Raw genomic sequence first — 18,945 nt, 5'->3', positions numbered from 1 at the left:
GCGCTGACCTGGAGAACCCATGCAATCTGCTGCATCCCCGCTTCCTCTTCAAACCATGCCGAGCGAATTTCGATTTCGCAGCCAGGCCGGACCACCGAAGAGCCCGCTTCAGCCGGCCACCATCGAATACTCGCTGCTGATGCTGGTGCTGGTGAACGCCAGCCAGGAGGTCACGCCCGCCTCGCTGGCCAAGGCACTCGGCATCTCGATGCCCCGCCTGGATTTCAGCGCCGATCGGCTCGAAGCGCGCGGCCTTCTGCGCCGGGATCTCGATGCAGCGGACAGCGAGTCCGGCCGCATCCACCTCACCAGCAAGGGCCGCGAACTGGTGCACAAGACCGAAGCGGTCGCGGCCAGCATGGACACCGGACGACCGGCGCCCATGAGCCTCGCGGAGCGCGCGCTGCTGTCCGAACTGCTGGAGCGCATGGACGAACGCGGTCCGCGCTGAGGCGCTCGCTGCGCGTCGATGCGCATCGAGTCGGGGGCACGGTCTTCGGCTTGGCGGACACGACGCGGCTTGTCGCGAATTCGCGCCGCGCCCGTGCCCTCACCTCACCTCACCACTTCATGCGCAACCCGAGCGACCCCTGCAGCGCAGTCTTCACATCGGTCGCGCCGCCCGCGGCCCACAGCTTGCCGACCTCGCCGTAGAGGCTGGTGGTGGCATTCAGCGCCAGGGTGAGGCCGCCGGCCAGTTCGCCGACAGTGGACCCGGTGCGGCCCGTGATGTCCGTCGTGCCGGCCGGTCCGATGAAGCGGGCCACATCGGCACCGCCGCTCGCCTTGTAGATGTTGAAGCGGCCGTACGGCTGCAGCGTGCCGAGCGAAGTGGCGATCTCGCCCTTCAGGCGCACGCCGACGCGCGCGATCCAGCCGTCGTCGCTGTCCTGCCGCACGCGTGCACCGGAGATCGCGACGTCGTCCAGCCCGATGTGCTGATGGATCAGCTGCAACTGCGGCTCGATCTTCCAGCCGCCCTCGCCCATCGCGAAGGCCTGCCCCACTTCGATGGACGCCATCAGGCTGTCGCCCTTGCCCGCGCTGCGCTGTCCCGACAGCGGCGCCACGGTGTAGCGGTGCCGCCCGGCCTGCAGCACGGCGTCGGCATAGAAGCCCGCATCGGCGGTCCAGGTGCCGTAGGCGCCCAGGTACTGGCTTTGCAGGTCGTTGGAGCCGACGCCCAGGTTGGCGATGCCGCCGGAGAACCCGCTGACCTTGACGCTGCCGTCGAGCTGGCCGACGTACACGCCGGCGCGCCAGTTCGATGTGGCGAAGAGGTCGGTGCCGGCCTGGAAGCCCCTGGCGTTGCCGTTGCTGTGCGGGGCGACGGTGCCTTGCTGGCGGATGTCGATGTCGGTGGCGATCACACGGCCCCAGGCGCGGCGCTCGGTGCCGGTCGATGCGGCGGCGCCGGCCTTCACATCGTCGTCGCCGATGCGCTGGTGCAGGTTGCCGATCATGGCCAGGTCGGTCTGGCGCAACTGGCTCGGCAGCGCGGAGAAGAGCGGGACTTCGGCGCGGTAGGCGGGCACCTGCACGGCGCCCGCGCCGCTGCTCCCTGCCTCCGATGGTGTCGAAGGTGTCGCCGTGGTGGTCGAGCGCAGATACCAGTTCTCGCCGGCACCGCTCGCGTCGGCTGCATAGAGGCGGTATTCGAAGGCACCCGCATCGACGTGGCCGCCATTCAGCGCAAACGCGTCCTTGGTGGTCTGCGCGGTGGTGGTGGCGCCGTTCCGCGCCGAGACCACCTCGATGCCGTTGCCCGTGGTCAATGCGCCCAAGCCGCCGAGCTGCGTGATCTGCACGCTGGTGCGTCCGCTGGCCGTGCCGCCGTTGAGCACCAGCCGGTCGCTCACGCTGCTGCTGTCGCCCAGGAAAGTGCCCAGCCGCAGCACGCCGCCGTTGCCGACGTAGGCGCCGTTGACGGTGAGAGTGGTGCCGGGGGCAGTGCCGACGAGCGAGACGGTGCCGCTGTTGGCGAGCGAGGCGACTGTCTGGCTGAAACCCGCCAGGTCGAGCGTGGCGCCGTTGCGCACCCTGTGCGCCGAGGCAGCGCTGAAGGTCCCGTTGGCGCCTGCCTTCAAGGTGCCTGCAGCCACGTCGGTCGCGCCGGTGTAGCTGTTGGCGCCCGAGAGCGTGAGCGTGCCGCTGCCGATCTTGGTGATGAAGCCGCCGCCGCTGATGTTGCCGCTGAGCGTGGCGCCGAAGCTGCCGGTGTCGATGACCGGGTCGTTGCTGCCGGTCAGTACGATGGCATTGGCGAGGTTCAGGCCGTTGGCCGCGAAGCCGAGCGTGGTGCCATCGTCCATAGACAGCGCACCGGTGCCCAGCGACAGGTTGTGGCCGACGTTCAGCCGGCCCCGCTTGAGCGCGGTGCCGCCGGCGTAGCTGTTGGCCGCGGTCAGCGTCGTGGTGCCGGTGCCTTGCTTGACGAGCGAGCCGCTGCCGCTGATCGTGTTCGACAGCGTGTGCGCATCCGAGCGATCGATGGCCAGCGTGGCGTTGTTGACGATGCTGCCTTTCACCGAGCCGGTGGTGCCGCCGTTGCCCAGTTGCAGCACGCCGGCGCTGATGGTGGTGGTGCCGGTGAAGGCCTGGTCGCGCGTCAGGGTGAGCGTGCCCGCGCCGGTCTTCTCGATGCCGCCCGCGCCGCTCACCAGTCCCGCGTAGGTGGCGCTGTCCGGTTGCGCGAAACGCACGAGGCCGTTGTCGGTGATCGCGGCCGGCGCGAACTGCGCACGGCTCTGCAACACGCCGCCCTGCGCGACGGTCATGCTGCCCGTGTAGGCGCTGTTGTCGGCCCCGAGGATCAGCGTTCCGCCGAGCACGGTGGTGCTGGTGATGCCCGCTGGCGCCAGCGCGACATTGAAGTTCCAGGTTCCGCTGTTGTTGACCAGGGTTTCGAAGCCGGTGAGCGACAGCGGCGCGAAGGTGTCAGTGGCGTTGTTGTCGCTGTTGAGGGTGAGCAGGTCGGCGCCTCCTCCGCCGCTGATGTTGCCGGTGATCGACGCGCCCGTGTACCAGCGCAACGCATCGCTGGCGCCGGCGAAGGCGAGCGAGCCGACGAGGCTGCCCCTGTTGGTGAAGTCGATGGCCATGGTGCCGCTTGCGCCGATGACGGTCGTCTGGGTCGAGTTCGTGCCGGCGCCCGCGATGATCGTGCCGGTGTTCACGACCGTGTTGGCGCCGCTGTTCGACTGGAACCAGATGGCGGTGTGCGCGGAACTGACGGTGCCGTGGTTGGTGATGGTGTTTCCGCTGCCGACCGGATTGATGGCCTCCGTGTTGGTGCCCGCACCGCTGGCGGTGACAGCCGCTCCCGCCTCGATGGTGATCGTGCTGTTGTCGTTGACCTCGATCGTGTTCGCACCGATGAAGCCATAGGGCGAGGTGCCTTTGTTCGTGGCGTTGTTCTGGACCACCGCACCGCTCTGCACCACGATGCTTGCGCCGTTGCCGGCGCTGATGCCCGCCTGGTTGCCCGTGCTCACCGTTGCACCCGACATGACCAATATCGCCGTGCCTTCCGGCGTCTCCAGCCCGGCGCCCACCGTGGCGGTCTGGTCGGTTCCGGTGCAGGTGATCGTCTGAGTGGCAGAGTCTGTTGTGCATGCGGCCGATGCGGAAAAGGAAGCCGCAGCAAGCGCGGCAGCCGCAAGCAGCGGAACGCCGCGTGTCGCCGATGTCGATCTCGCATGCCCGCGCCCGAATTCGGAAGCAACGGTCCAAAGCGCAAGTGCGCTATTCCAGATGACTCGAAATATCGTATTCATGAGTTGCAATGACAATTGATGGCGCACTGAATGAACGTGCGTACGGCACCGGTTCGGCCGGTGCTCTTTGCCTCCCTGGCAAGACGCGGACTCTAATGCAACAAATTGCAACCCATGCTTCTCCAATTGGTAGATTGATGGTCGAATGTGCAAATCTGCAACATTTCATTGTCTTTTTACGGGCTATTTGCGGCAAATATGAAATTCAATAACTCAAATTTCAATGCAATCCAAGCCCAAGAACGAATCAAATAATCTTCAATGGTGACAACCGCTTGCGTCGTCTTGCGCTCAATGACGGCCAGACGCCATCAATCAGCACAATTATTTATTGCGCCGTAAGAAGGATGAATTGATCCTTCACGCCGTCCGGCATGAATTTCACGCAAATCGACCGGCAGACCGACGCGTGGCCATCAGATATTAAAAAATCGCCTGAAAGGAATTTAGTTAATTCATTTCAACGGGCAATTATTTTTTATTCAAAGAATAATGACGCTGCTCGGGCGCAAAAAGACTTTGCCCCGGCGCGCTATTGCACGCCAATCGCTCAACAGGAGCCGGGCTGGCCAACCTCGTCCTGCACGTCCACGCACTTCGACAGCAGATAGCCCTGCCCATAGACGGCTTTCAGCACGAAGCCGTTCTTTTCGTGCAGCGCGAGCTTCCGCCGCACGTTGGTGGCGCAGACATCGAACCCCCGCGAGGTGCGGCGGGAGGTAGACCTCCACAGCGCATTCCAGAGCCAGTCGCGCGTCACCACGCGGTCCATGTTGCGGAACAGTTCCAGCGCAAAGTCGAACTGGCGCGGCTGCAGAAAGATCTCGCGCCCCCGATGCAGCACGATGCGGTGGTGCACGACGAACCGGTATTCGCCCCAGGCCAGTTCCGGAACCCGGGCCGATCGCGCCGAGCCCCCTTTCGCTCGCGCGAGCAGCGAGCGAATGCGCCACTCCAATTCGTCGTTGGTCGTTCGCAAAGCGTCGAACTCGATGGCATCGACCGCCTCGGCGTCTTCGTTGCGAAGCAGCAGCTGCCCCCACTGCGCACCCTCGACAAGAAGGAGCGCCGGCATCCCCTGCGCATGACTGCCGCCGGCAAGAACCCTTCTGGGAAGGCCGTTCTGCAAAGGCGCCAGAAGCAGATCGAAGCGCTGGTGCTCTTCCAGAAATTCCAGCAGGTTGTCCTCATGGGTGAATGCGACGGCATGGTGGCCCATCGCACTCAGCCGGCGCTCCAGCGCGGCACTGCGCACGCCATCGCTGTCATACAGCGCGATGAACAGGTTCTGCCGCTCACTCATTCACAGCATTCCAGACTTGGTTGCAAGCTGACGCCCACGAAGACTTCGAGCAACGCGTGACATGCGCGATCAAGCGCCGGGACGCTCTTCAAGCACATACCCCTCGCCGCGCACGGAATGCAACAGCCTCTTCTCGAACGGTGCATCGAGCTTGTTGCGCAGGCGCAGCACGGCCACGTCGACGGCGTTGTTCTTGCCGTCGAATTCCCTGTTCCACACGCGCTGCGAGAGCTGTTGCCGGGAGAGCACTTCGCCCTGGCTGCGAAGCAGCACCAGCAGCAACGCAAATTCCATCCGGGTCAGATCGAGCTCCACGCCCTCGCGGGTGCACCGCGTGGTGCGTTCGTCGAGTTCCAGATCGCCCAGGCGCAGCACCGGCTGGCGCACCACGCGCGGGCGACGGGCCAACGCCGTGACGCGCCCGAGCAGGTCGGAGAGCGAGAAGGGCTTGACCAGGTAGTCGCTCGCGCCCAGCTCCAGGCCCGCGATGCGGGCGGCCACGCTGTCGCGTTCGGTCAGGACCAGAAGCGGCGCATCGGTCTTGCGCCGGATCGCCTGGACGGCACTGAATCCTGCATGGCCGGTTCGCATCGAATTCAGGAGGATGAGTGCGTAGTCTTCCGCGAGCGCCGCGTTCGCGGTGGCGTTGTCGCCGGTCGCGATGTCGATGGCAAATCCGTTGCTCTCCAGGCCCTCGCTGAACGATTTGCACTGGGTCGACTGGTGGTCGATGAGCAGGATGCGCAGGGGATCGATCTCGTCATCGATCTGGACAGCGCTCGCATGGCCGGCGCCGAGAAAGGAGCCGCTCAAGGCGGTCTCGAAAGGAAGCTGGGAAACATTAAGTCGCACGATCTCTCCTGTTCCAGCGCCAGGAGGAGCTGTCGTGCTTTTATATGTTTGCGGCAGATCGTTGACCTAATCCATCATCGTCCCTCGCCACCCCGCACCCCCTCTCGCCACGATGAAGATCGGCCCCTTCGCAGGGTGTTTTCTTCATTGCATCGAAGAATGAGATTAAGCCTCTCACTTATCCATGCAATCGATGAAATGACGTACGCCTTTCAGCCACGTCGTTGCGCACCGGCGATGCTTTCTTACCGGGCCTGTGGAGCGCTCGCACCAGAGGGGCCGAGGGTTCGATAGAGCGCCAAGGCCTAGGTCGGGAAGTCGACGTTTCCAAAGCTGCGCCATTGCATCGGATCGATCGGCCAAACCTTCGACGCAGCGGGCGGCCAACAACCTGTCATCGGTCCTACATGGAAACGTCATCGACGCTTTCTACGCTTGCGCGCTTCGCAACGTCTGGCCCTACTTTCCATGTCTGCTTCCAACAATTCGCGCGGCCCTCGCGCGCCGCGCATTGCCGCACCCGCTGCATCGAACACCGAGCACAACCTGGAATTGCACGCGTCCCCGCGCCGTCATGTGCTCAAGCTCGGTGCGTCTCTCCTGACCGTCGGCGGCAGCAGCGCCTTGCTGGCGGCGTGCGGTGGTGGGGGCGGTGGCAATGCAGGCCTGCCCGTGCTCGGGACCTTGCCGGTCCCTGCGCCCGCCCCCGCGCCCGCACCTCCAGCGCCCGCAACCGCGCCACCGGCCGCGGCAAAGATCTCCAGCTTCGCGCTGGCCGTGATGCCCGACACGCAGTTCTATGCCCGCTACGCGACGGTCGCCGAGAGCGACCAGTACGACAAGCGCTTCGGCAGCGCGCCCTTCGCGGCGCAGACGAAATGGATCGCCGCCAACGCGAAAGCCCTGAACATCCCCTTCACCATTCACCTGGGCGACGTGGTCGACCAGGTCGGCAAGCCCGACCAGTGGAAGGTGGCCGATGCCGCCATGAAGGTGCTCGAAGACGCGAAGCTGCCCTACAGCGTGCTCGCCGGCAACCATGACGTGCTGTGGGATGTCGACTACGCCCTCAACCCCACGGACGGCACCGATGCCGGCCGCGATCCTGCCAAGGAGCCGTATCTGCAGTGGTTCGGCGCCGAGCGTGCGAAGAAGCAGGCCACCTTCGGTGCGCGCGATGCGAGCGGCTTCCACGAGTACCACGTGTTCGAGGCGCAGGGCCAGAAGTTCATGGTGCTGTCGCTGTCGTGGCGCATCTCCGACGCGGGCATCGCCTGGGCCCGCCAGGTGATCGCGAAGAATCCGACGCTGCCCGTGATCCTGGTGAACCACCAGTTGCTCAACATCGATGCCGACGGCACCAGCCCGCTGGAAACCGAGTACGGCAAGATGATCTGGGAGAAGCTCATCCGCGACAACGACCAGATCTTCACGACACTCAACGGCCATCACCACGGCGCCGCGCACCTCACGAAGACCAACGACTTCGGCCACAAGGTCGAGGAGATGGTGGTGGACTACCAGATGGCCTACCAGGGCGGCAACGGCCTCATGCGCCTCTACGAATTCGACCTGACGAACAAGCAGATCAAGGTGCTGTCGTTCTCGCCGTGGGTGCCGCAGAAGCCAGCCGCCACGCTCAACAGCTTCGACCAGGCCGTGCTCACCACGCCCAACGAGGCCTTCGTCATCGACATGGATTTCGCGCAGCGTTTCGCGGGCTTCAACAAGAGCTTCGGCACGGGCAGCGCCACCATCGACAGCTCGCTGGTCGACCAGGCGCGCGCGATGATCCTCGCCAACTACACGGACCCGGCCACGGTGGCGCAGCGCCCCGCCACCAGCCCCGACGATTACCCGAAGGTGGCGAACACGCTGGCGCATTGGCGCTTCTTCGGCGGCGTGGTCAACCAGCCGGTGTTGCCGGGCACCGTGATCGCGGACGTTACGGGGACCAACCCGCTGCATCGCGATGCACTGAACCAGGGTGGCGTGCTGGGCGCGGCGGATGGCGACATTGTGTGGACCGACGATCGCCACCACCTCTCGGCCGCACCGGGTTCGGTGCGCTTCCTCAACACCAACAAGAACACGCCGCGCCTGAGCTACTTCCTGACCGACGCGACGGCGCCGATCAATGCGCAGACGCTGGAGAGCGGCTACACCATCGAGGCCTTCGTCAAGATCGACAAGAGCTGGACCAGCGACAAACAGGCATGGATGAACATCATGACCCGCGATGGCCGCCGCGGCGATCTCGCGGGCTACTCGGGCGGCGACGGCGAATCGCCGCCAATGCTGTTCGCCATCTCGAGCCTGCGCGAGGTGCAGTGGGAAGTGGTGCCGAGTCCGGCCGGCACCCGCGCGCCGAAGGCCAACTGGTCGGGCGAGGTGCTTGCAGACAGCTGGGTGCACATCGCGATCGTGAACGATCCGGTGTCGCACGACACCACGATGTACGTCGAAGGCGCACCGGTGCTGCGCAATGCCGCGGCCGTTCCGGGGCTTGCCACGCTGTCGGCCACCTCGCCTTGGGTGGTGGGCGGCGGCTCGTGGGACGGTGCGCGCGCCGATGGCTTCTTCGGCAACATCGGCGAAGTGCGCGTGGTGGCCGGGGCGCTCGCGCCGGCGCAATGGCTGACGGCACGCAAGGCCGGTTGACCTGATATTCGGCGCGGCCGGCTCTCCAGTCCGATACCGCGAGACCGCGCCGTCGTCACCCGCTGGCCTGGACCGCTTCCACCAAGTACCGCACGAAGGCCTTTGACGCATCGGGCAGCGAGCGACCCGCCATGGTCTCGATCTGCAGGTGCCGCTCGTTCATCTCGCGGTCTTTCAAGGGAATGGCGACCAGCGCCTTGCTCTGCAGCAAGGTGCGTATCGACAGCGCGCCATAGAACGCGATGCCGCCACCGGCCGCCGCAAAGCTCAGCAACGCATTCGCATGGTTGCTCGACATGGCCTGTGCATAGCGCAGCCCTTGCCGCGTGCAGCTGGCGTCGAGCAAGCGGCGTATCGAGCTGTCTTCCTGCGGCAAGCCCAGCGGATACGCCACCACCTGGCGCAACGACAGCTGCCGCTGCGCGGCCAGCGGATGGCCCTTGGCCATCAAGGCCAGCACAGGACTCGGGTGCCGCAGTTCGATCTCGATGCCGGCCTCCGGCACGGCACTGAGGGTGACGCCCACGTCGGCTTCGCCATCGCGCACCCGCCTGGAAATATCGGCGAGCGAGCAGACCTCCAGGTGAAAGCGGATGCCCTCGTGCTTGCGGCGGAAGTGCGCGATCAGCGTGGGAATGAAGTCGAAGGCAAAGCCCTCGGTGCTCGCCACGCGCACATGCCCGCTGCGCAGGCCGCGCAGGCTGGCAATGTCGTTCGCGACCCGCTCGATCTCCTGCTGCGCCCGCTTGGCATGCGCCGCCAGCAACTCGCCCGCGGCATTGGGCTCCATGCCGCGCGCATGGCGCTCGAAGAGCAGGGTGTCCAGCTCGCGCTCCAGCCGCGCCACCTGCCGGCTCACCGCCGAGGGCGCCACGTTGAGCTTGAGTGCGGCCTCCTTCACCGAGCCGGTTTTCACGACCTCGAGAAAGTAGCGCACGGCGGTCTCTTGCAAGGCACGAAGCTGCATGAATCTCTCCTGTGGCGCGGGGACATGCGGACGACATCGATTGCCGATTCGGCAACGAAGAATTCTAAACATTGCGCTTGTGACACCGGCATGACGCTCCTAGGATGAATCCGCCCTCCCCCAGATTCCCGCCGAAACACCAGGAGTTCACGATGAAGCATCTCCCGTTCATGACCCGCATGGCACTGCTGTGCGGCCTCGGCCTTGGCGCCCTGCCGCTGGCCGCGCTGGCCACCGCCGCGGGCTTTCCCACGCACCCGGTCACGCTGGTCATTCCCTTCCCGCCGGGCGGTGCGACAGACGTCAACGGGCGGGTGATCGCGCAGCGCCTCGGCAAGGAGCTCGGCCAGCCCGTCGTCATCGAGAACCGCGCGGGTGCCGGCACGGTGGTCGGGGCCAGCTATGTATCGAAGGCCGCGCCCGACGGCTACACGCTGCTGCTCAGTTCGGGCTCCACATTCACCGTCAACCCGGCGATCCGCCCCAACCTGCCCTACGACCCGGTGAAGAGCTTCGAGCCGATCGGCATTGCGGGGCGCGTCGCGCTGATCCTGCTGGCGAACAGCGAGGTACCGGTGCAGACGGTCAAGCAGTTCGTGGACTACGTGAAGGCCTCGCCGGGCAAGTATTCGTACGGCTCCTTCGGCACCGGCACCACCGCGCAGTTCGCCGGCGAAACCATGCTGCACGCGACGGGCCTGAAGATGACGCACGTGCCCTACAAGGGCAGCGCCCCTGCGATGACCGACCTGATGGGCGGCCAGATCCCGTTCAGCATCGACACGGTAAGTGCCGCGATCCCGCAACTCAAGAACGGCAAGATCAAGGCCATTGCGCTGACCACTGCAAAGCGCTCGGCACTGCTGCCCGATGTGCCCACGTTCGCCGAGAGCGGCTACGCCGGCGTCGACATGGATTCATGGCTGCTCCTGGCAGCCCCGAAAGGCCTGCCCGCCGATGTGAAGGCCAAGCTGGAGAAGGCGCTGGCCGCGACCATCGCCGACCCCGACACGCGCGCCAAGCTGATGGGCCAAGGGCTGGAGCCGGCCTTCAGCGACGCCGCCGCGTCGAGCGAACTCATCAACCGGGAACTGCCCCTGATGCGCGCCGTTGCGGCGCGCGCGAACATCACCGCCGACTGATGAACCTGAACAACACTTCCCCTGCCGCCGGCTCGGAGCTCGTCGAGAAATCCGCCGTCGAACTGCGTCGCCTCATCGGCAGCAAAGTCATCTCGCCCGTCGATCTGCTGGAAGCGTGCATCGCGCGGATCGAGCGCGTGAACCCGTTCGTCAACGCGGTGACCGCCACCTGTTTCGAGCGCGCGCGCACCGAAGCCGCGGCGGCGGAAAGCGCCGTGATGCGCGGCGACACGCTCGGCCTGCTGCACGGCCTGCCGCTGGGCGTCAAGGACCTCGAGCCCACCGAAGGCCTGCTGACAACCTGGGGTTCACCCATCTACCGCGACCACGTGCCCACGGAGGACATCGAGCTGGTGGCGCGCCTGCGCCGCGCGGGCGCCATCGTGGCGGGCAAGACCAACGTGCCCGAGATGGGCGCGGGCGCCAACTCGCGCAACGACGTGTGGGGCGCCACGGGCAACCCCTTCAATCCGAACCTCAATGCCGGTGGCTCCTCCGGTGGCTCGGCGGCCGCGCTGGCCTGCGACATGCTGCCGGTGTGCACCGGCTCCGACACCGGCGGGTCGCTCCGCATTCCGGCGGCCAAGTGCGGCGTGGTGGGTTTCCGGCCCTCGCCGGGCATCGTGCCCAGCGTGCGCAAGCCCCTGGGCTGGACGCCCATCTCGGTCGTCGGCCCCATGGGCCGTACCGTGGAAGACGCGTGCCTGCAGATGGCCGCTTCCGCCGGCATGCATGCGGGCGACCCGCTGAGCTATCCGCTCGATCCGATGTCCTTCCTCGCGCCCGCGCAGGTCGACCTGGCCGGCCTGCGCGTCGCGTGGACCGAAGACTTCGGTACCTGCGCCGTGGACGACGGCATCCGCGCCACCTTCCGGCAAAAGATCAGCGCCATGCAGCACCTCTTTCGCCGCTGCGACAAGGTCGATTTCGACATGGGCGAGGCGCACCGCTGCTTCGACGTGCTGCGCGCTGAAGCCTTCGTGGCGGGCATGCAGACGGCCTACGAACGCGACCCCGACAGCCTGGGGCCCAACCCGCGCGCGAACTACGAGATGGGCGCGCGCATGAGCCTGCTCGACAGCGCCTGGGCGCAGGCCGAGCAGACGCGGCTCATCAAGCGTTTTCAAGCGACCTTCGCCGACTACGACCTGGTGCTGTCGCCCACCACGCCGGTGTCGCCCTTTCCATGGACGCAGCTGTACGCCGGCCACATCAACGGCGAGCAGCAAGCCAACTACTACCGCTGGCTGGCGCTCACCTATGTGGTCACGCTGACCACGCACCCGGCCATTTCATTGCCCTGCGGGCTCGACCACGCCGGCATGCCGTTCGGTCTGCAGATCGTGGGCGGCTTTAGAGCCGACCACCAGGTGCTGGGCGCGGCACGGGCGATGGAGGAAGCCTTCTCGGCCCATGCGCAACTGCGCCGCCCGCGGCCCGATCTGGCTGCGCTGCGCGCGGCCGATCCCGCGCTGACATCGATCGTCAAGACGCCGCCGGTGTTTCCGGGCGGTGGGAGGTCTGTTGCATCTGCTGCTAGTGCTGCTGTGTCCGTCGTCTGAAAGCACGCGGCGGATTGGAGAAAGCAGGCCATTCAAGGACAAGGATTCGAAACAACACCCATGGTTTTCAGTGACGATAGTTCTGGATTCGCGTTCTCCTGCGAGGACGCGAAGATGTCCATCAGCGCCAACAGCTGGAGCAGGCGCCTCTCCCACATCGCGCGCATCGTCGGGCCCATCCTGATCATGACCGGCTCACTTCCGGAGCCGGACTACATCTCGCAGATCTTGGGAAAGCGCCCGCGGGACATATTCATCATTGCCAACGCCGATGCGCACAGGGAGGCAAGCATGCTCAAGCGCCGCTTCCCCGATGTGCGCATTGCCCTGCATCGCAACACCAATGCCAAGGCGGTGCTCGTGGCGCCGGACACGGTCTGGGTTTCCAGTACCGACTTCGGCAAGACGACGCAGATCGAATCGGCCGTCGGACTGCATTCGAGGCTTGTCTTCGAGAGGACGCGGGAGTCCTTTTTCAACAAGCTGTGGGCGGAGGCCAGCGAAGTCGCATGAGAAAGATGCTGGGCACGCGCCGCGGTTTTTGCTGGCGCAGTCGCCGACGATGGCGCTCCAGGGTTGCGGCCGAATTGCGATGCCGACTAGCATGGGCGTTCGTCCGCGGGCTAGAGGTCACAGCATCGAGACAGTGACCTGCTCCGCAAAAAGCAGTCGCTTACGGAGGCGCCATGCGTACGGAAGCCAGCCGCTTCCCGAAGAGCTCAAGGCGATCGACCTGCCAGCCGTGCGCGCGATGGGCATCGAGGCCGCTGCGCGCAAAGCAATCGGCCACCTGACGCGAGAGGAACTGGATGGCTTCTTCATCCACCTGGACGCCGATTGCCTCGACGACGCCCTCATGCCGGCCGTCGACTTCCGCGTGCCGGGCGGGTTGTCGTGGAACGAACTGGGGACCGCGCTCCGGATTGCCTTGGCGAGCGGCAAGGCGGTCGGGCTCGAGATCACCATCTACAACCCGCGTCTTGATGGGGGCGGCGAGGCAGGGCGTGGGTTGGCGAATGTGCTGGTCGCAGCGCTTGGATGTTGAATTCCGGCGATCTCTGATCACCGGGGCGGAAGTGCCGCGATCACACGTTCTGCACTCCCGGTGCACCGACGCCTCAATCTGGCAAGAAGCGTGAGGCCATTGGCAGCGCGGCGGCGATCACGGCCTAGACTCTCCGCATGACCACCGCCCTCGTTTGCACCCATGCCGCACTGGCCGCGCTGCTTCTCGCAGCGACCTTTGCGCGTGCAGTCGCCAAGCGCGCGCGGCGTCAGCTGACGCCAGCACATTCCTAAGCCCGGCGGTCCGCTCCTCTCCTCTTTCAGCGCAACCATCCACCGCCGGGCACCAGCTCTTGCGCGGCAGCGGCCGCCGTCCCTCGGTCCGGGACGGCGCTCGCATTCGATGGAGTGCGTCCAATGCATGCAACGATCCACGGCGAGCGCACGCTCACCGACCTTGACTTCGCCCGCCTGAGCAAACTGCTGCCCGGGCGCGCCCTTCTTCCAGCCCATCTGGCCGACCTGCTTGCAAGCGCGGAAGTGATGAGTTCGCGCGCCGTGCCATGCGACGTCGTGACGATGAATTCGCGCGCAGAACTCGTCGATGTGCACACCGGCCGACGCCAGACGCTGACCGTCTGCTTTCCCAAGGATGCCGAACCCGCGGCCGGCTTCATCTCCGTGCTCTCGCCGGTAGGAAGCAGCCTTCTGGGCTTGAGGGTCGGAGACATCGCGAGGTGGCACACGCCGAATGGCGACGATTGCGCGGCCGAAGTCGCCGCCGTCCTGTTCCAGCCCGAGGCCACTGGGGACTACCAGAAGTAGCTGGGCCGCCCCGCGGCCCCCTGTTCCCCTCGTCTCGCCACCTCCCATTGCACCGCGCGTGCGGTGCGGTCGCCAGCGCCCCCGCATGGCGCGGCGCAAGCCATTCTGAAAGCACATCGCCTTGACTCCTCATTCCCTGCTTGCCGTCACCGATTTCTCCACCTTGGGCGACCACGCGCTCTCCCGCGCAGCCCACCTGTGCGCGAGCCACAACGCAACGCTCGATCTCGCCTATCTCGCGCAGCCCGGCGAAACGCCTCCCGCCGATGCGGTGTGCCGACTCGCGCACCACGCCCTGCAGCTCGGCCAACGCCATGACATCCGCGTGCGCCCGAGGAGTCGAATCGCCCTCGACCCCGCGGACCTTCTTCCCGAAGTTGGATGCGCCGACCTCGTCGTCTGGGGCATGGCGCCGGTGCGAGGGCTCCGCTCGCTCTTCATGGGCCAGCCCGTCGCGGGCATTCTTCGAAAGGGCCGGCGTCCGGTTCTCGTCGTCCGCGCAGCGCCAAGCGGGCCCTATCGCAGCCTCGTCGTGGCGGTCGATTTCTCGAAGGCGTCCGGCCGCCTGGTCGAACTCGGGTTCGCGCTCAACGGGGACGCGCGGGTCGAACTTTTCCATGCCATCAGCACTGCCAATGAGGGAAAGCTTCGCTACGCAGAAGTGTCCGAGATGGCCATCAAGACATACCGCGCGCAGTGCCGTAGCCACGCGGAAGACCGCATGTTCTCGCTGAAGTACTCCTTCGATGCGCGCCGCAACCGTGTGCTGTCCACCATCGGCCAGGGAAGCCCGGCACGGCAGGTCCTGGTGCAGCAGCAGCGAAGCGCTGCCGATCTCGTCGTGGTCGGCAAGCACCCCTCATCCGCAGCCATCGACTTCTTCTTCGGAAGCGTGGCGGAGAGCGTGCTCCGGGACTGCGCGAGCGACGTGCTGGTGGTGCCCCACGACGACCGAAGCGCATCGGGTGCGCACGCTGCGAAGCGGCTTCCTGGGGGAATGGCGGTAGGCCGAGCGCGAGGTTGAGCGGGCTGTCCGGGCAGAGGACTTGCCTCCAATGAAAAAGTCCCGGCGCATGGACTGCGACGGGACTTTCAAAAAACTGCCAGGGATTGATTCTGGCGGAGAGTGTGAGATTCGAACTCACGGACGATTTCTCGTCGGCAGTTTTCAAGACTGCTGGTTTAAACCACTCACCCAACTCTCCGGAACCGCGGATTTTATGCCGACGGCGATGCCTCAATCCCCGTCGGGCAAGAACAGCGTCTGCAGATCGCTCAGAAAGTCCAGCCCGCGCTCGGTCGGCCATACGCGAAACAGGTCCCGCGCCACGAGCCCCTTGCGCTCCGCCTCTTCGAGCCCGCGCTGGATCGACGTCATCGCGAGCCCGGTGCGCTCGCTGAACTGCGGCAGCGTGAACCCCGCCTTCAATCGCAGTGCATTGAGCATGAACTCGAAGGGCAAATCGGCCAGGAACACCTCGTCGCTCTGCGACACGGCCGCGCCCGCGCGCGCGTTCTCCATGTACAGCCGCGGCTCGCGATACCGCACCTGCCGCACGATGCGGTGCGCAAAGCTCAGCTTGCTGTGTGCGCCGGCACCGATGCCCAGGTAATCGCCGAACTGCCAATAGTTGAGGTTGTGCGCACACTGGTGCCCCTCGCGCGCATAGGCCGACACCTCGTAGCGCAACATGCCGTGCTCGCCGGTCCGCTCGGTGATGCGGTCGAGCATCGCGTAGGCGATGTCGTCTTCAGGCAGCGTCGGCGGAAATTTCGCGAACCAGGTGTTGGGCTCGATGGTGAGGTGATAGACCGAGATGTGCGGCGGCGCGAGCGCCAGCGCTTGCGACAGGTCGGCCTCGAGGTGCTCGAGCGTCTGGCCGGGGAGCGCATACATCAGGTCGAGATTGAAGGTGTCGAAGGCGCTCGCGGCCTCCTCCACCGCGGCGATGGCCTGGGCGCGGTCGTGCACGCGGCCCAGGGCCGTCAGGTGCTCGTCGTTGAAGCTCTGCACGCCCACCGACAGGCGCGTGACGCCCGCCGAGCGGTATGCGCGGAAGCGGTTGCGCTCGAAGGTGCCGGGGTTGGCCTCGAGCGTGATCTCGCAATCGGGCGCGAGCTTAAGGCGCGCGCGCACGTCGCCGAGCAAGCGGTCGATGGCTTGTGGCGAGAAGAGGCTGGGCGTGCCGCCGCCGATGAAGATGGTGTGGACGGTGCGGCCCCAGATCAGCGGCAATGCGGCATCGAGGTCGGCCACGAGCGCATCGATGTACGCCGCCTCGGGGATGCCCTCCGCATCGGCTGCGCTCGTCGCGCGCCATTCGTGCGAGTTGAAGTCGCAGTACGGACACTTGCGCAGGCACCACGGCAGATGGATGTAGAGCGACAGCGGCGGCAACGCCGCGAGCTGCAGCGGACCGGGCCGCATCCAGTGCAGCACGTCGTTGGCCTGCGGCGCGCCGGTGGGCTGCGCCGGCTTGATCGGGAAAACGGTGGCCATCTGCGGCCTACAGCCAGCGCTCGCGCATCAACGCGAGCATCGCCTGCGCCGCGCGGCCGCGGTGGCTGTTGGCGTTCTTGACCTCGGGCGTGAGCTGCGCAAATGTCTTGCCGAAGGCGGGCAGGTACATCACCGGGTCGAAGCCGAAGCCGTTGTCGCCGATGGGCGCCAGCGCGATCTCGCCGACCACGCGGCCGACGGCGATGAGCGGTTCTGGGTCGTCATGGCTGCGCAGCGCGACGAGCGTGCTGACGAGCGCGGCGCGACGATTGACGACGCCGTCGAGCTGTTCGAGCAGCGCTTTCACGTTGTTGGCATCGCCCTTGGCGTAGCCGAATTGCGTGGCGTAGTACGCGGTGTCGACGCCCGGCAGGCCGCCGAAGGCATCGACGCAGAGACCCGCGTCGTCGGCGATGGCCGGAAGGCCCGTAGCGGCGCTCGCGTGGCGCGCCTTGGTGAGCGCGTTTTCGACGAAGGTGCGGAAGGGTTCTTCAGCCTCGCCCACGCCCAGTGCCGACTGCGGCACCAGGGTGACGGACAACGCCGCGAACAGTTGCTGAAGTTCGGCGAGCTTGCCTTGGTTGTTGGAGGCCAGGACCAGTTTCATGGATCGATCAAAGTGGCTGTGACGCCCGGCTCGCGGACGTCAGTAGCTGGGAGGATTTCAGTTCGGCTGCAAGGCCTGCTTCTGCAGGGTGACGAGCTCGCCGATGCCCTTCTCGGCCAGGCCGAGCAGGAGGTTCATTTCTTCGCGCGTGAACGCCACGCCCTCGGCCGTGCCCTGCACTTCGACGAAATGGCCCGCGCCGGTCATGACGACGTTCATGTCGGTGTCGCAGCTCGAGTCTTCGGTGTATTCGAGGTCCAGCAGCGGCGTGCCGCCGACGATGCCTACCGAGATGGCAGCCACGTGGCCCTTGATCGGCGAGGCTTTCAGCGTGCCAGCGGCCAGCAGTTTGTTGACCGCGTCTTGTGCAGCAACGAAGGCGCCGGTGATGGCCGCGGTGCGGGTGCCGCCATCGGCCTGAAGCACGTCGCAGTCGAGGTGGATGGTGCGCTCGCCCAAGGCAGCGAGGTCGAACACGGCGCGCATCGAGCGGCCGATGAGGCGCTGGATTTCCTGCGTGCGGCCGGTCTGCTTGCCCTTGGCGGCCTCGCGGCTGCTGCGGGTGTGGGTGGCGCGCGGCAGCATGCCGTACTCGGCCGTCACCCAGCCTTCGCCGCTGCCCTTCTTGTGCGGGGGCACGCGCTCTTCCACCGAGGCAGTGCACAGCACGCGGGTCTGGCCGAACTCGATGAGCACCGAGCCCTCGGCGTGAATGGTGAAGCCGCGGGTGATGCGAACGGGGCGCAGCTGGTCGGCGGCACGGCCGCCGCTTCGGGTGAAAGCAGTCATTGTTGGAAGCTCGAAAAGGAAAAAGGGGGAACGGCGCGCGACCCGGAATTTAGGTCTTGCGTGCAGCCGAACGGCGGATGGCTTCGTTGATCTCGGCGATGGAGCGCTCGATGGCGTCTTCGTCCATGTCTTCGATCTCGCCGTCCGAGGGCATGCCGGCCTGGATGGTCGAGGCGAACACGCCGTCGTCGATGGTCTCGGTGGAAATGCCGCGGTCTTCGCCGAGCGTTTCGGACATCTCCCACTCGAGCGCGATGAGGGTCACGTTGTCGCTGTGGGCACCGCCCTTGCGCAGCGCCATCTCAGCGAGGTCGGGGGCTGCATCGGACACGGGCTTGCCGGAGGAAAGCGTGTGCACGATGAGCGCATCGTCGAGCACGCCCCACACGCCGTCGGAGCACAACATGATGCGATCCCCGCGCTGCAGCTGCAGCGGCGGCGAGATGTCGAACAGCGGCGTGGTCGGGGAACCGAGGCAGGTCAGCAGCAGGTTGCGGTTGACCGGCATGTCCGAACCTTGGGGCTTTGGGCGCTCGGCGTGCGAATGGTCGCGCGTGCGGGTCAACAGGCGGCCGTCGCGTACGACGTACAGGCGCGAATCGCCGCAGTGCATCCAGGTGGCGCTCGTGCCTTGCAGCACGGCCGCGACGACGGTGGTGCGGGGCGTGTCGAGCATCGCCTTGTGGCTCGCGTACCGCATGATCTGCTGGTGCGCGGCCATCGCCGATTCGGCGAGGAAACCTTTCACGTCTTTCACAGTCGGGCGTGCCTCGCGCTGGTAGAGCGCGGCAATGGTCTGCAGCGCCAGCTGGGCCGCCACTTCGCCTTCGGGGTGACCGCCCATGCCGTCGGCCAGCACGAACAGACCCGATTCCCGCGTGTAGCAATAGCCCATGCGGTCTTCGTTCTTGAGACGTCCGCCTTTGCGGCTGACCTGGAAGACAGAGAATTTCATG

Annotated in this window: 16 protein-coding genes and 1 tRNA gene; 8 read left to right on the top strand and 9 right to left on the bottom strand. The window is 66.1% G+C overall.

The window, feature by feature from the left end; genetic code table 11:
- Window positions 1-55 precede the first annotated feature (55 nt).
- Window positions 56-451: a MarR family winged helix-turn-helix transcriptional regulator gene (locus tag QFZ83_RS02525; RefSeq protein WP_307502242.1), complete on the top strand. Its 396-nt coding sequence runs from the start codon at window positions 56-58 to the stop codon at window positions 449-451.
- A gap of 109 nt (window positions 452-560) precedes the next feature.
- Here the strand turns inward: QFZ83_RS02525 and QFZ83_RS02520 are convergent, their stop codons facing one another.
- From QFZ83_RS02520 to QFZ83_RS02510, 3 genes are all read right to left on the bottom strand, one after another.
- Window positions 561-3,776, bottom strand: a complete 3,216-nt coding sequence (locus QFZ83_RS02520) for an autotransporter outer membrane beta-barrel domain-containing protein (RefSeq protein ID WP_307502239.1) — start codon at window positions 3,774-3,776, stop codon at window positions 561-563.
- Between the two features lie 550 nt (window positions 3,777-4,326).
- Entirely contained in the window at window positions 4,327-5,079 is a 753-nt protein-coding gene (locus QFZ83_RS02515) for a winged helix-turn-helix domain-containing protein (protein ID WP_307502237.1), read from the bottom strand.
- A gap of 69 nt (window positions 5,080-5,148) precedes the next feature.
- Window positions 5,149-5,892 (bottom strand): winged helix-turn-helix domain-containing protein, encoded by a 744-nt coding sequence (locus tag QFZ83_RS02510; RefSeq protein ID WP_307502233.1) that lies wholly within the window; start codon window positions 5,890-5,892, stop codon window positions 5,149-5,151.
- A gap of 507 nt (window positions 5,893-6,399) precedes the next feature.
- On the opposite strand from QFZ83_RS02510, the gene QFZ83_RS02505 reads away from it, so the two are divergent.
- Window positions 6,400-8,592: a LamG-like jellyroll fold domain-containing protein gene (locus QFZ83_RS02505; RefSeq protein ID WP_307502229.1), complete on the top strand. Its 2,193-nt coding sequence runs from the start codon at window positions 6,400-6,402 to the stop codon at window positions 8,590-8,592.
- Window positions 8,593-8,647: 55 nt separating this feature from the next.
- Here QFZ83_RS02505 and QFZ83_RS02500 read toward each other — a convergent pair whose 3' ends face one another.
- Window positions 8,648-9,559 (bottom strand): LysR family transcriptional regulator, encoded by a 912-nt coding sequence (locus QFZ83_RS02500; protein ID WP_013543318.1) that lies wholly within the window; start codon window positions 9,557-9,559, stop codon window positions 8,648-8,650.
- 152 nt (window positions 9,560-9,711) lie between these two features.
- Here QFZ83_RS02500 and QFZ83_RS02495 point away from each other — a divergent pair, with 152 nt between their 5' ends.
- The 6 genes from QFZ83_RS02495 to QFZ83_RS02470 all read left to right on the top strand — a co-directional run bounded on the left by QFZ83_RS02495 (window position 9,712) and on the right by QFZ83_RS02470 (window position 15,117).
- Window positions 9,712-10,701 carry a tripartite tricarboxylate transporter substrate binding protein gene (locus QFZ83_RS02495; protein WP_307502226.1) on the top strand — a complete coding sequence of 330 codons (990 nt, stop codon included), beginning with the start codon at window positions 9,712-9,714 and terminating at the stop codon, window positions 10,699-10,701.
- Window positions 10,701-12,263, top strand: coding sequence for an amidase (locus tag QFZ83_RS02490; RefSeq protein WP_307502223.1), 1,563 nt, complete (start codon window positions 10,701-10,703; stop codon window positions 12,261-12,263). Before QFZ83_RS02495 ends, QFZ83_RS02490 begins: the two co-directional genes overlap by 1 nt.
- 114 nt (window positions 12,264-12,377) lie before the next feature.
- Window positions 12,378-12,776, top strand: coding sequence for a hypothetical protein (locus QFZ83_RS02485; protein ID WP_307502220.1), 399 nt, complete (start codon window positions 12,378-12,380; stop codon window positions 12,774-12,776).
- A 49-nt stretch (window positions 12,777-12,825) separates the two neighbouring features.
- Entirely contained in the window at window positions 12,826-13,308 is a 483-nt protein-coding gene (locus QFZ83_RS02480) for an arginase family protein (RefSeq protein WP_307512612.1), read from the top strand.
- 377 nt (window positions 13,309-13,685) lie between these two features.
- Window positions 13,686-14,093, top strand: coding sequence for a GreA/GreB family elongation factor (locus tag QFZ83_RS02475; RefSeq protein WP_013543321.1), 408 nt, complete (start codon window positions 13,686-13,688; stop codon window positions 14,091-14,093).
- Window positions 14,094-14,214: 121 nt separating this feature from the next.
- Window positions 14,215-15,117: a universal stress protein gene (locus QFZ83_RS02470; protein WP_307502217.1), complete on the top strand. Its 903-nt coding sequence runs from the start codon at window positions 14,215-14,217 to the stop codon at window positions 15,115-15,117.
- 93 nt (window positions 15,118-15,210) lie between these two features.
- On the opposite strand, the gene QFZ83_RS02465 is transcribed toward QFZ83_RS02470, so the two are convergent.
- The 5 genes from QFZ83_RS02465 to QFZ83_RS02445 all read right to left on the bottom strand — a co-directional run bounded on the left by QFZ83_RS02465 (window position 15,211) and on the right by QFZ83_RS02445 (window position 18,944).
- Window positions 15,211-15,298: transfer RNA gene (locus QFZ83_RS02465), tRNA-Ser, on the bottom strand.
- Window positions 15,299-15,330: 32 nt separating this feature from the next.
- Window positions 15,331-16,593, bottom strand: coding sequence for a radical SAM family heme chaperone HemW (gene hemW, locus QFZ83_RS02460; RefSeq protein WP_307502215.1), 1,263 nt, complete (start codon window positions 16,591-16,593; stop codon window positions 15,331-15,333).
- Between the two features lie 7 nt (window positions 16,594-16,600).
- The gene (rdgB, locus tag QFZ83_RS02455) at window positions 16,601-17,200 is read right to left on the bottom strand and encodes an RdgB/HAM1 family non-canonical purine NTP pyrophosphatase (RefSeq protein WP_307502211.1); all 600 of its coding nucleotides are present in this window, start codon (window positions 17,198-17,200) and stop codon (window positions 16,601-16,603) included.
- Window positions 17,201-17,257: 57 nt separating this feature from the next.
- The gene (gene rph / locus QFZ83_RS02450; RefSeq protein WP_013543325.1) at window positions 17,258-17,989 is read right to left on the bottom strand and encodes a ribonuclease PH; all 732 of its coding nucleotides are present in this window, start codon (window positions 17,987-17,989) and stop codon (window positions 17,258-17,260) included.
- A 49-nt stretch (window positions 17,990-18,038) separates the two neighbouring features.
- Entirely contained in the window at window positions 18,039-18,944 is a 906-nt protein-coding gene (locus QFZ83_RS02445) for a PP2C family serine/threonine-protein phosphatase (protein ID WP_013543326.1), read from the bottom strand.
- Window position 18,945 lies beyond the last annotated feature (1 nt).

The organism is Variovorax sp. W1I1, assembly GCF_030815625.1.
GTDB classification, from domain to species: Bacteria; Pseudomonadota; Gammaproteobacteria; order Burkholderiales; family Burkholderiaceae_C; genus Variovorax; species Variovorax paradoxus_C.
Note: the sequence above shows the minus strand (reverse complement) of the source record. Positions and strands in the feature narration are given on the sequence as shown.